Here is an 11520-nt window from a genome sequence, read left to right as displayed (position 1 = left end):
CTTTGCGAGTGACCGATACCAGCATCAAGATCGGCGACGGCGACTATCCGGTGCTGTCGGGCAGCGTCGGTCCGGACGTCATCGACATTCGCAAGCTGTACGCGAAGTCGGGAATGTTCACCTACGACCCCGGCTTCACCAGCACCGCGTCGTGCGAATCGGCGCTGACCTACATCGACGGCGACCAGGGCGTGCTGCTCCACCGCGGCTACCCGATCGGCGAGCTGGCCGAACATTCGTCGTTCATGGAAGTCAGCTATCTGCTGCTGAACGGCGAACTGCCGAGCCAGGACGAACTCGATAAGTTCACCTACACGATCAGCCGCCACACGATGCTGCACGAGCAGTTGGCGACCTTCTACCGCGGCTTCCGTCGCGACGCGCACCCGATGGCGGTGATGTGCGGTGTGGTCGGCGCATTGTCGGCCTTCTATCATGATTCGACCGACATCTCGGATCCGCATCAGCGCATGATCGCGTCGCACCGGCTGATCGCCAAGATGCCGACGATCGCGGCGATGGCGTACAAGTACAGCGTCGGTCAGCCGTTCCTCTATCCGAAGAACGACCTGTCCTACGCGGGCAACTTCCTGCGCATGACCTTCGGTGTTCCGGCCGAGGAATATGAGGTCAACCCGGCGGTCGAACGCGCGATGGACCGTATCTTCATCCTGCATGCCGATCACGAGCAGAACGCATCGACCTCGACCGTGCGTCTCGCCGGTTCGTCGGGCGCCAATCCGTTCGCGTGCATCGCAGCGGGCATCGCCTGCCTATGGGGTCCGGCGCATGGCGGCGCCAATGAAGCCGCGCTCAACATGCTGCGCGAGATCGGCACGCCGGATCGGATTCCGGAATATATCGCCCGCGCCAAGGACAAGAACGATCCGTTCCGCCTGATGGGCTTCGGCCACCGCGTTTATAAGAACTACGACCCGCGTGCGACGGTGATGCAGAAGACCGTGCGCGAAGTGTTCGAGGCGCTGAACGTGTCGGATCCGCTGTTCGAAACCGCGCTGCGCCTCGAAGAGATCGCGCTGAGCGACGATTACTTCATCGAGAAGAAGCTGTTCCCGAACGTCGACTTCTATTCGGGCGTCATCCTGTCGGCGATCGGTTTCCCGACGACGATGTTCACCGTGCTGTTCGCGCTCGCCCGCACCGTCGGCTGGGTCGCACAGTGGAACGAGATGATCTCGGACCCAGAGCAGAAGATCGGCCGTCCGCGCCAGCTCTACACCGGCCCGACCGAGCGTCCCTACGTTCCGATCGGCCAGCGCTGAGATGACGCGACGCCGCATCCTCATCGCCATCGGCCTGATGGCCTTCGCGATGGGGATGCTGTGGGTCGGCCAGGGACTCGGATGGGTCCGCTGGCCGCAGTCAAGCTTCATGATCGACCAGCGGCCATGGATCACGCGCGGATCGGTGCTGGCGGTACTTGGTCTGATACTGATACTCTACGCGCGGCGTAGAGTACGGCGCTGATCCCTTGCCTCCACGCGTTCCGGGGAAAGCCGAGAAGCCTGCGAACGACGCCCCCCCCCGACCTGGATCGGGACGAATGTTTAGCGGTTAGGGATTAGGCGTACGCTCTAGCCCAACGGCAACGTGAACAGGAACCGCGCGCCCGCGCCGGGCGCGCTGTCGACCGTGATATCTCCGCCCATCGCCCGCGCCAGACGCCGCGAGATGTAAAGACCCAGGCCGCTGCCACCCGGCTCGGTCGGGTCGACGCGACCGAATTTCTCGAAAATCATCGCCTGGTCGGGTTCCGCGATGCCCTTGCCCTGGTCGGCGACGATCACGCAGGCGTGGGTGTCATCCTGCGTGATCCGCACCCACACGCTTCCCCCCCGCGGTGAATAGCGCACGGCATTGCCGATCAGGTTGACCAGGACTTGCAGCGAGCGACGGAAGTCGCCGGTAGCCGGCTGGCTTTCGTCCGCCGCAGGGCGATCGATCCGCACATCACCCTCGGAGGCGCGCACGGCAAGCAGACCCGCCGCACGGCGCGCGACGTCGGCGAGGTCGAGCGGTTCGGCATCGACGATGAAGTCGGCACGTTCGACAGCCTCCAGATCGACCAGATCGTCGACCAGACCGAGCAGATGGCGTCCGGCGCTCGCAATGTCGTCGGCATAGCCCGAGTAGCGCTCGGCGATCGGTCCATCGACGCCCGCGCTCATGCTGCTGGCGTTGGCGATGATCCGCTCGAGTGGCCGGCGCAGCGATTTGTCGAGCTGTTCGCCGAAGCCGGCGGCGAAAGCCGTGGCTGGCTCGGCATCGGTGACGGGTTCTGCCGCCTCGGCCGGGGACGCGTCGAGCATCGTCACGCCGCCGGCGAAGCCGGCAAAGCGACCGCGAGCGTCGATTCGGGGCTCGGCAGACAGCATCACGCGGCGTCCCGTTCCGCGGATCTCCGCCTCCTGCGCGTCGAACCGCATCTGCGCGGCGACGGCGCCCAGGATCGGAAAGGCGCCCTCACCGTCTTCGGCGAGCGCAAAAAGCTTGACCAGCGGCTGGCCGAGGATCGCCGCGGCGTCGAAACCGTAGCGTGTGCCCGCGTCTGGCGTGACATGGGTCAGGCGCAACGCAGCGTCGCTTTCCCACAGCCAGTCCGCCTCGACGCCACGAAACGACCCGCGTTCGTCCGACGGTCGCCAGGATGGCCGCGCTTGCCAGCCGCCGATGATCAGGGTCACGCCCTCGGCATCGGGCTCGGCGCGGACCGACAGCTCCAGATCATCGTCCCCGTCGGCGACGACGACGGCACGCGCGATCGCGATCCCCAGTCGCCGGGCGAGTCGCGCCAGGGCCGCGACTTCGGGCAGCGCGATATCGCCGCCAATCGCACCGCCCGCGCGGTCGACGAGCGCAAGGAAGCGCGGGTCGGCCTGCATCAGGCGTCCTTCGGCATCACAGCGCGCGACGATCGGATGGAGAAGCGGGTCGACGGCGTTCATCGCACGTCCTTCAACGCATCGAGCGCCAGGAGCGCCGCACGGAAATCGGGATGCAGGCTCAGCGGGGCCACCGCCAGTCGCGCAGTAGCCGGATCAATGCTCGCCGCCAGGTCGAGCGCGTCGGCAAAGGCATCGACATCGCGGCGGGGATCGGCCTCGCAGAGGTGGAAACCGAGGCGCGCGATCGTCTCGCGCGGCACGTTCAGCGCACGCAGCACCAGCCATAGCCGGTCACCTAAGGGATCGACCAGCAACTCGCGGCCGAGCTCATAGCGCCCCCCGAGCGCGTGGGCGATGAAGGCCGCGAGCACGGTCAGGCGTCGGTCGCGCAGGATCTCATCGAGCAGCGCAGGCAGCTCGGCCGGTTGAGCATCGACCGCCTCGGCCAATCGCATCGCTGTGGCTTCGACACGATCGTCACCATCATGTGCCGCGATGTTGCGCAGCGCCGCTTCGGCAATCGCGCGGTCGAGCGGCGCCGGATCGGCCAGGCCGTCGCTAGCACGATCGCGCAGAGCGGCGGCCACCCACCAGACGAGCCGCGCGTGGAGCGCGGCCGGCAGACCGGTGCCGGTCAGCCCCCGGCCCTCGCTCACCTGTCGCCTCTGGCTTTCGCCGATCATCGTTGCTGCCGCCGCGGTGGCAACGACACGGTCTGAGCTTTGGGCGAGGCGCGCAAGCAAGCTCGGCGCATCGGCGTCGGCACCTGCGTCGGCGGGCAACCCCATGGTCAGCAGTTCGAGCTGTACCCGCGACAGGCACTCAGCCGCGAAATCCGGATCGCGCAGCAGGCCCGCCGCGGCCAGGCGTTCGGCGACCGGCGCCGGCTTGTCGGTCAGACGCTCCGCCGCCGTGCGCGCGCCGCGCGTACTGAGCAAGCGTATCGAATATTCGGTCAGTTCGCCTTCGACCACGCCGACCATCGCTTCAACCAGCGCGGCGAGAGCGGCGCGGGTCCGGTCGTCCAACCGCCCTTCGGCTGGCAGGAAGGCATCGGTGATCGACGCATTGAGCGCGATACGGGCGCGCGAATCGGCCCCGGCGGCGCGGGCCAGCAAAGCCCGCACCCCGGCGCCCTGCGCCTTATGCGTGATGGCGGAAGCGTCCGTCATTGTTTCCCGGTCTAGCCGCGCCGTCGTTAAAGCGGCCCTAAGGCTTTTCGCGAATCGCCTCAATCGCTGCGCCGAGGGAAATCAGCGCATACAGCGCGGAGACAGCCAGACCGACGACCGGATAGCCGGCAACCGCCGACGGCAGCAGGATCAGTGGATGCGCTGCGGGCGTCGCCCACCAGCGTCGCCGCGGAACGGGCGCGCGTTCCAACAGCACGGCCAAGGCAATCGTCGTGAGCGCAAGGGCAAGTCCGGTGCCGTCGCCGCTCGTGCGCATCGCGTCGACACCGGCCAGCAGCACCACCGCTGCCGCCAGCCCCTGAATGGAGCGCTCCTGCGTGCGCGCCAACCGGTCCTCGCCGCGCAGCCAGCTGAGCATCGATCCCGTCGACAGGGCTGCCATGCCGATCAGGCTGACCGCGATCCCTGCCGCGGGCATCATCGTTACGAGCAGTGCGACTGCGGCGATGCCCGCGACCCCACCCGCCGCCGTGACCGCCCAGGCCGGAACGCCCCGAGCAACCAGATACGGCAAAGTCCAGCCGGTAATCGGCGTAAAGATGAACCGGTCGGTCCATGCCGTTCGCCGATCGCCGAGGGCCGCCAGCACCGACTTCGACCGTCGCAGCAACGCCGCCGAGTTCCGCTCGACACCGTGACGCGTCCGGCCGGTCGCAGGCGGCAGCAATAACTGCACCGCCCGCGCCGCAACCGTCTGGCGCAGCAATGTCGATTGAAAGTCGTAATCGGCGGGAAGCGAGGCGACATCGGCCAGTCGCCCCGCCGGGACACGCGCGAGCCCTGCCCAGCTGTGCGAATTGTCGACACGCTCGATCCCGCCACTGCCGTCGCCATCGCGAGTGACAAGCAGCGCTTCGTGGGTTTCGGACGCCAGCCATTCGATGACGGCGTCGGTCGTGACCAGACCGTCGGCGACGACGATGACCTGCGCCAGCGGATGGACCTTTGCGGTCGCCTCCTCCGCCGACCGCACCACGTCGACCGTCACGCCGCGGCTGGCGATCCGGCTCGTCGCGCCGAGCAACGCCGGGGTCACGCGCGACACGGCGACCAGCAGGTGACTGACGCCCACCGCCGCCAGCAACCGCGCCTGATATTCGATCAGCGTCGCCCCGCCGAACGGCAGCGTCGCCGCAAGCGCATCGGGACGGTCCTCGGCATCTTCGGTCGCGAAGATCAGGCCGGTCAACATGGGGCGCCTCCCGCGCACCAACCATCGGCATTCCCGCGAACGCGGGAATAGATTGTGGCTGAGCTCAAGGCTCTATCCGCGAAACCAGCGACTATTGATCCCCGCTTCCGGGGGAATGACGAACGAGGGGGTGATGCGCGCATCAGTACAGCAGATACGCGCGCCGCGCGTCCTCCCACGCCGCTTCGTCCGGCTGCGTCAGCGCATCGAGATCCCCCGGCTGCGCCCCCGCGTCGTCGACCCATTCCCGCAACCCCGGTCCGCCGTTGATGACGTCGATCGCCAGCTTGTCGAACACATATTCATACGGAAAGTCGCGCCACAGCGGGTAACCCGGGTAGAGCGTGCGGATCGCCTTGAACGCGAGCGCCTGCAACCGCCACGGCTTGAACGCGTCGTGATCATAGGCCGCCCCTTCGGCATGGATGTGCAGGCCGGCACACAGCTGGTGGACATGCTTGTGGAACGTCGGCTCGAAGCTCACGTCGCGCAGGACGCATCCATTAAGCCACTCCGGCCCCGTCCGCCGCATTTCGGCCAGCACCGCGCGCGCATCGATGTCGGGCGCGCCGAACAGCTCGAGCGGCCGCGTCGTCCCCCGCCCTTCACTGAGCGTCGTGCCCTCGAGCATCACCGTACCCGCATAGGCGCGCGCCATGTTGAGGTTTGGCGCGTTCGGGCTGGGGTTGATCCAGATGCGATCGGTCGGCCACCCGAAGCCCGGCGCGGCGTCGGGCGCATAGCCCTCCATCGCGATCACACGATACGCGACGTTGAGCTTGTAGTGATCGATGAACCAGCGCCCGAGTTCGCCGAGCGTCAGCCCGTGCCGCATCGGCATCGGCCCCGCCCCGACGAAGCTCTCCCAACCCGGCAGCAGCGTCAGACCCTCGATTGGCCGCCCGGCGGGGTTGGGCCGGTCGAGCACCCAAACCTCCTTGCCATGCTCGGCCGCCGCCTCGAGCACGTAGAGCAGTGTCGTGATGAAGGTGTAGATGCGGCAGCCGAGATCCTGCAGATCGACCAGCATCACGTCGAACGTGTGCATCGACTGCCCAGTCGGCCGGCGCACCTCGCCATAAAGGCTGAAGACGGGGATGCCGTGGACGGGATCGTCGAAATCCGGCGATTCCATCATATTGTCCTGCTTGTCGCCGCGCAGGCCGTGCTGCGGCCCGAAGGCGGCAGTCACCTGCACCCCGCTCGCGACCAGCGCGTCGAGCGAATGCGTCAGGTCCGCAGTAACGGACGCGGGGTGTGCAAGCAGCGCCACGCGGCGGCCATCGAGCGTTTTCAACAGCTCAGGGTCGGACAGGAGGCGATCGATGCCGAATTTCATGCGCTTCTGCCTGCCGGGACTTTCAGCGCAAAGCAATCGGGATGATGGAAATCCGGCCCGCCGGGCGGATGCGCGAGCGACCAGTAGGATTTGGTGCCGTCGATTTCCTCGATAACGGCGGTCAGGGCGATGTGCGCGGGTCCGGGCGGCACGGTCGAAAGATCAACGTCAGCCTCGATGCCGTCCGCCATACGCGCGATCACCGGATCGATCGCGAGCGGCAAATCCATCATGCCGTCGCGATAACCGTCAAACGCATAGGCTGCCCACTGCAACGAAGGCGACAGGTTGAACTCGTAATACGCCGTCCCGCCAATCGGCTTCCAAAACATCTCGAAACACGTGGTACGCCAGAGCTCGTCAGCCCGCGTCGGTGTCGTCAACTCGGGAAGATAAAGCCAATCGAAGCCATCGACGGCGAAAGCCAGCAGTACGTCCGACGCATCGGTCATCGTACACTCGACCTTGAGCGCCCGGACGTTCCTGGCGGGCGTATCGGGATGACAGTTGAGTTCGTAGATCACACCAGCCCCGTTCGTACTGCGCCTGTCGAAGTGTTGCCCCGCCCCTTCTGCCAACGCACGCACCCGAAGGACAGGGCTTCGACAAGCGCAATCCGAACGGTTAGAGGGCGCTCCGCTATGGCTACCGAATATCGCTCCGACCTGCTCCGCCTCCTGTCAGAACGCGGGTACATTCATCAGGTGACCGATGCCGCCGCGCTCGACGCGCTGGCCGCGAAGCAGGTCGTGCCGGGCTATATCGGCTTCGATCCGACCGCGCCGTCGCTGCACGTTGGCAGCCTGGTCCAGATCATGCTCCTGCGCCGCCTGCAACAGGCGGGGCACAAACCGATCGTACTGATGGGCGGCGGGACCGGAAAGATCGGCGATCCGTCGTTCAAGGACGAAGCGCGCAAGCTGGCGTCGGACGACGTCATCGCCGCCAACATCGCCGGCATTCAGCGCATCTTCGACCGCTTCCTGACCTTCGGCGATGGCCCCAGCGACGCGGTGATGGTCAACAACGCCGACTGGCTGGACAAGCTGGAATACATCCCCTTTCTGCGCGAGGTCGGCCAGCATTTCAGCGTGAACCGCATGCTCAGCTTCGATTCGGTGAAGCTGCGGCTCGACCGCGAACAGTCGCTCAGCTTCCTCGAGTTCAACTACATGATCCTCCAGGGCTACGACTTCCGCGAGCTCGCCAAGCGCCAGGGCGTTCGGCTTCAGATGGGCGGCAGCGACCAGTGGGGGAATATCGTCAACGGCGTCGAACTCGCGCGCCGGATGGACGGGACCGAGGTCTACGGCGTTACCACGCCGCTGCTGACGACGGCGGACGGCGTGAAGATGGGCAAGACCGTGTCGGGTGCGGTGTGGCTGCACGAAGACCAGCTGTCGCATTTCGATTACTGGCAGTTCTGGCGCAATACCGACGACCGCGACGTCGGCCGCTTCCTCCGCCTCTTCACCGACCTGCCGCTCGATGAGATCGCCCGTCTCGAATCGCTCGAAGGCGCCGAGATCAACGAGGCGAAGAAAGTGCTGGCGACGGAAGCCACCGCGATGTGCCGTGGGCGCGCGGCTGCCGACGAAGCTGCCGAAACCGCGCGCAAGACGTTCGAGGAAGGCGCCTCCGGCGCGGCCCTGCCGACGGTCGATGCGCCGGGCGGCAGCATTTCGGTGGTAGATGCACTGATCGCGCTGGGCTTCGCCAAGTCGAAGGGCGAGGCGCGGCGGCTGATTGCGGGCGGCGGCGCGCGGGTCGATGGTGAGAAGATCGTGGACGAAGCCACTGTCCTGACTGTCGTTGACGACATGCGGCTGTCTGCGGGCAAGAAGCACCACGGTATCGTTCGCGCAAGCTGATCCGCGACGGCGTGCCAAAATGCTGATTTAAATCTGTTTTTCTACAGACCTTCTTTACTAATCCCCTGCTACCCGAAACGGCGGAAGTGGGAAGATCGGCGATGCCTTTCGGCAATGTGGCGCGGAGCGATGGACGACGGGAAGACCGCGACGAGGTGCATTACCGCGCTCGCGCGATGCACGCCGACGGCCGCACGCTGCCGCTGCTGATCGTCAACGTCTCACCCAACGGTTTCATGGCACGTTGCGACTCCGCCATGGCTGAAGGCGACACGCTGCGCATTGCGCTGCCGGGCATCGGCACCCAGCCGGCCGAAGTGCGTTGGGCGCTGGGCGGTCGCATCGGCTGCCAGCTCGCCCAACCGATCCGGCTGGGCGATTATTACGAGCTGCTCGCGACCTTGATGCGTTAACGGCGCACCAGCACGACACCGGTGATCACCAGCGCCAGGCCTGCGATCCGGCTCACCGACACCGGTTCGGCGCGGATGCCGAACAGTCCGAAATGATCGATCACGACCGCCGCCGCCAGTTGCCCGGCGATCGCGACCATCAGCATCGTCGCGACGCCTAACCGCGGCGCAGCATAGGCTGCGGTCGCGACATAGACCGCGCCGTAGATGCCACCGAGCCACGCCCAAGCCGGCGCCTCGCGGAGGATTGCCGGCGACGTCCGGTCGCTCGCCGCCCAGGCGATGGCGATCGCGACAGTCCCGACGCCGAAGGAAATCAGCGCGGCGAGCAACGTCGATCCTGACACTTTGGCCAGCATGCCATTGGTCGGCGCCTGCGCCGCGACGCCGATACCGGCAAGGAATGTCAGCAGGATGGGAAGGACGAGGTGCATATGGCTGCCTACCCCCAAAATCCTCCTCGGCAAGGGGAGCATCAGGCTTTATCCCGAGCGTAACAGCCCGACCGCGGCGTCGCGCTCGAACAGGTACAACGCCGTCCGCGCCGCTTGCCCGCGCGATCCCTGGAGCCCGCCGTCGCGGTCGATCAGCAGCCGGGCGTCGCCGTTGGCGATCGGCAGCAGTTCGCCGAGCATCTCGGGCGTGGCCATGCGAAACCCCTGTTCGCCCGACTGGCGCGTGCCGAGCAGTTCGCCCGCCCCGCGCAATCGCAGATCCTCCTCTGCGATACGGAAACCGTCGTTGGTCTCGCGCATCAGGGCGAGGCGCGCCCGCGCCGTCTCGCTCAGGTGGCTCCCACGTAGCAGCAGGCATACCGACCGACCGCCGCCCCGCCCGACCCGCCCGCGCAACTGGTGGAGCTGCGCCAGGCCAAAACGATCGGCATGTTCGATGACGATCAGCGTCGCGTTGGGCACATCGACACCGACCTCGATCACCGTCGTCGCGACTAGGACCCCTGCCTGGCCCGATGAAAAACGCGCCATCTCGGCGTCCTTTTCGGGCCCTTTCATCCGTCCGTGGACCAGCGCGACGCGTTCACCGAAGCGCTGGCGCAGCGATTCCGCGCGCGCTTCGGCGGCAGCCAGGTCGGATTTCTCACTCTCCTCGACCAGCGGACACACCCAATAGGCCTGCCCTCCGCCCGACAAATGCCGTGCAAGGCCGTCGACCACGTCGTCGAGCCGGTCCTCGGAGATCACGCGCGTTTCGATCGGTTCACGCCCCGGTGGCATTTCGTCGAGCCGACTGACGTCCATTTCGCCATAGTTGGCAAGCGTCAGCGTGCGCGGGATCGGCGTCGCGGTCATAACCAGCAGGTGCGGCGGGCGCTCCGCCTTCGCCTGCAACATCATCCGCTGCGCGACACCGAAGCGATGCTGCTCGTCAACCACTGCCAGCCCCAGGTCCCGATAGGTCACTCCCTGCTGGAAGATTGCGTGGGTCCCGATCAATATGTCGATCTCGCCCGACGCGACGCCCATCAGGGTCGATTCTCGTGCCCGCCCCTTGTCGCGACCGGTCAGGATCGCGACGGTCGCGATGCCGGCCAATTGCCGCGACAAGGTCTCGTAATGCTGGCGCGCCAGGATTTCAGTCGGTGCGAGCAATGCGCCCTGCGCCCCGCCCTCGACCGCGATCAGCAGCGCATTGAGCGCGACCAGTGTCTTGCCCGAGCCGACGTCGCCCTGCAGCAGCCGCAACATCGGCCGCACCTGCGCCATGTCGCCCTCGATCTCGCGGATCGTGCGGGATTGCGCACCGGTCGGGGCATAAGGCAGGTCGAGCTTCGATCTCAGCCGCCCGTCACCGGCCAGCGCCCGCCCCCGCTTTGCTCGCACATCACCACGGACCAGCAGCAGCGCGAGCTGATTGGCGAACACCTCGTCATAGGCGAGCCGCGTCCGCGCCTTCGCATCCGACGGGTCGGCATGGAGCCGCGCCAGCGCCTCGCGCCACGCGGGCCAGTCGTGCTTCGCGATGACGCTCGGTTCGACCCACTCTTGCAGGTCCGGTGCCCGCTCGACTGCCTGCGCCACCAATGCCGCCAGCCGACGCGACGTCAGCCCTTCCGACAGCGGATAGATCGCCTCGCGCCCGTTCCCCGTCGGCGCTTCGTCCAGCGGCACGGCATAGTCCGGGTGAACGATCTGGAGGTCCTGCCCGTACGTCTCCAGCTTTCCCGACACCCGCCGCGGCTCGTGCAAGGGAAGCAGCTTCTTCACCCACCCCGACGACCCGCCGAAATAGACGAGGGAGACAGAATTGCCCTTCGCGTCGACCGCACTGACCCGCGTCGGGCTGCGCGGACTGCTGCCCGTGCGGTGTTCGACCGGGGTTAGCGTGATCGCGATCGTGCGGCCAGCGTCGGCGGCGTCCAGTTCCTCGCGCGGCAGGCGGTCGATGTAGCCGGTCGGCAGGTGGAAGGCGATGTCGACCACCCGGCGCAGCCCTAGCTTTTCCATCGGCTTGGCAAGCCCCGGCCCCACGCCCTTCAGCGCGGTGACCTCGGCGAACAGCGGGTTGAGGATGTCAGGACGCATGACTATGTCCCCGCTACCCCAAGCCGACCGCGCATTGAAGCGCCGTCGGCCAATATTGCATGG

The 11520-nt window shown here is 66.7% G+C and carries 11 protein-coding genes; 4 read left to right on the top strand and 7 right to left on the bottom strand.

Features of this window, described 5'->3' with window-relative positions:
- Positions 1-2: 2 nt before the first annotated feature.
- Together JW805_06575 and JW805_06570 are read left to right on the top strand one after the other, a co-directional pair.
- Positions 3-1283, top strand: coding sequence for a citrate synthase (locus tag JW805_06575; protein ID MBN2971679.1), 1281 nt, complete (start codon positions 3-5; stop codon positions 1281-1283).
- A 1-nt stretch (position 1284) separates the two neighbouring features.
- Entirely contained in the window at positions 1285-1488 is a 204-nt protein-coding gene (locus JW805_06570) for a hypothetical protein (protein ID MBN2971678.1), read from the top strand.
- A gap of 107 nt (positions 1489-1595) precedes the next feature.
- Here the strand turns inward: JW805_06570 and JW805_06565 are convergent, their stop codons facing one another.
- The 5 genes from JW805_06565 to JW805_06545 all read right to left on the bottom strand — a co-directional run bounded on the left by JW805_06565 (position 1596) and on the right by JW805_06545 (position 7154).
- Complete coding sequence (locus JW805_06565; GenBank protein ID MBN2971677.1) at positions 1596-2966, bottom strand: HAMP domain-containing histidine kinase; 1371 nt, start codon at positions 2964-2966, stop codon at positions 1596-1598.
- Complete coding sequence (locus tag JW805_06560) at positions 2963-4078, bottom strand: DUF2336 domain-containing protein (protein ID MBN2971676.1); 1116 nt, start codon at positions 4076-4078, stop codon at positions 2963-2965. Before JW805_06560 ends, JW805_06565 begins: the two co-directional genes overlap by 4 nt.
- A gap of 37 nt (positions 4079-4115) precedes the next feature.
- A complete protein-coding gene (locus tag JW805_06555) occupies positions 4116-5291 on the bottom strand; it encodes a hypothetical protein (protein MBN2971675.1) in 1176 nt (391 codons plus the stop codon).
- A 142-nt stretch (positions 5292-5433) separates the two neighbouring features.
- Entirely contained in the window at positions 5434-6630 is a 1197-nt protein-coding gene (locus tag JW805_06550; protein ID MBN2971674.1) for a DUF1343 domain-containing protein, read from the bottom strand.
- On the bottom strand, positions 6627-7154 hold the full coding sequence (locus JW805_06545) for a DOMON-like domain-containing protein (GenBank protein ID MBN2971673.1): 528 nt from the start codon (positions 7152-7154) through the stop codon (positions 6627-6629). Before JW805_06545 ends, JW805_06550 begins: the two co-directional genes overlap by 4 nt.
- Positions 7155-7271: 117 nt before the next feature.
- On the opposite strand from JW805_06545, the gene JW805_06540 reads away from it, so the two are divergent.
- Together JW805_06540 and JW805_06535 are read left to right on the top strand one after the other, a co-directional pair.
- Positions 7272-8501, top strand: a complete 1230-nt coding sequence (locus JW805_06540; protein ID MBN2971672.1) for a tyrosine--tRNA ligase — start codon at positions 7272-7274, stop codon at positions 8499-8501.
- A gap of 101 nt (positions 8502-8602) precedes the next feature.
- Entirely contained in the window at positions 8603-8914 is a 312-nt protein-coding gene (locus JW805_06535; GenBank protein MBN2971671.1) for a PilZ domain-containing protein, read from the top strand.
- Here JW805_06535 and JW805_06530 read toward each other — a convergent pair.
- Together JW805_06530 and recG are read right to left on the bottom strand one after the other, a co-directional pair.
- Positions 8911-9348: a DMT family transporter gene (locus JW805_06530; protein MBN2971670.1), complete on the bottom strand. Its 438-nt coding sequence runs from the start codon at positions 9346-9348 to the stop codon at positions 8911-8913. The genes JW805_06535 and JW805_06530 overlap by 4 nt on opposite strands.
- A gap of 48 nt (positions 9349-9396) precedes the next feature.
- Positions 9397-11457: an ATP-dependent DNA helicase RecG gene (gene recG / locus JW805_06525; protein ID MBN2971669.1), complete on the bottom strand. Its 2061-nt coding sequence runs from the start codon at positions 11455-11457 to the stop codon at positions 9397-9399.
- Between the last annotated feature and the right edge of the window lie 63 nt (positions 11458-11520).

It is taken from the genome of Roseomonas aeriglobus, assembly GCA_016937575.1.
Lineage (GTDB): Bacteria > Pseudomonadota > Alphaproteobacteria > Sphingomonadales > Sphingomonadaceae > Sphingomonas > Sphingomonas aerigloba.
The sequence above is the reverse complement of the archived record's forward strand: the minus strand, read 5'-3'. Positions and strand labels throughout refer to the sequence as shown.

Coding starts and splice junctions, on each gene's coding strand:
- JW805_06570 (MBN2971678.1), top strand. CDS start 1,285: ATGACGCGACGCCGCATCCTCATCGCCATCGGCCTGATGGCCTTCGCG.
- JW805_06565 (MBN2971677.1), bottom strand. CDS start 2,966: ATGAACGCCGTCGACCCGCTTCTCCATCCGATCGTCGCGCGCTGTGAT.
- JW805_06560 (MBN2971676.1), bottom strand. CDS start 4,078: ATGACGGACGCTTCCGCCATCACGCATAAGGCGCAGGGCGCCGGGGTG.
- JW805_06555 (MBN2971675.1), bottom strand. CDS start 5,291: ATGTTGACCGGCCTGATCTTCGCGACCGAAGATGCCGAGGACCGTCCC.
- JW805_06550 (MBN2971674.1), bottom strand. CDS start 6,630: ATGAAATTCGGCATCGATCGCCTCCTGTCCGACCCTGAGCTGTTGAAA.
- JW805_06540 (MBN2971672.1), top strand. CDS start 7,272: ATGGCTACCGAATATCGCTCCGACCTGCTCCGCCTCCTGTCAGAACGC.
- JW805_06535 (MBN2971671.1), top strand. CDS start 8,603: ATGCCTTTCGGCAATGTGGCGCGGAGCGATGGACGACGGGAAGACCGC.
- JW805_06530 (MBN2971670.1), bottom strand. CDS start 9,348: ATGCACCTCGTCCTTCCCATCCTGCTGACATTCCTTGCCGGTATCGGC.
- recG (MBN2971669.1), bottom strand. CDS start 11,457: ATGCGTCCTGACATCCTCAACCCGCTGTTCGCCGAGGTCACCGCGCTG.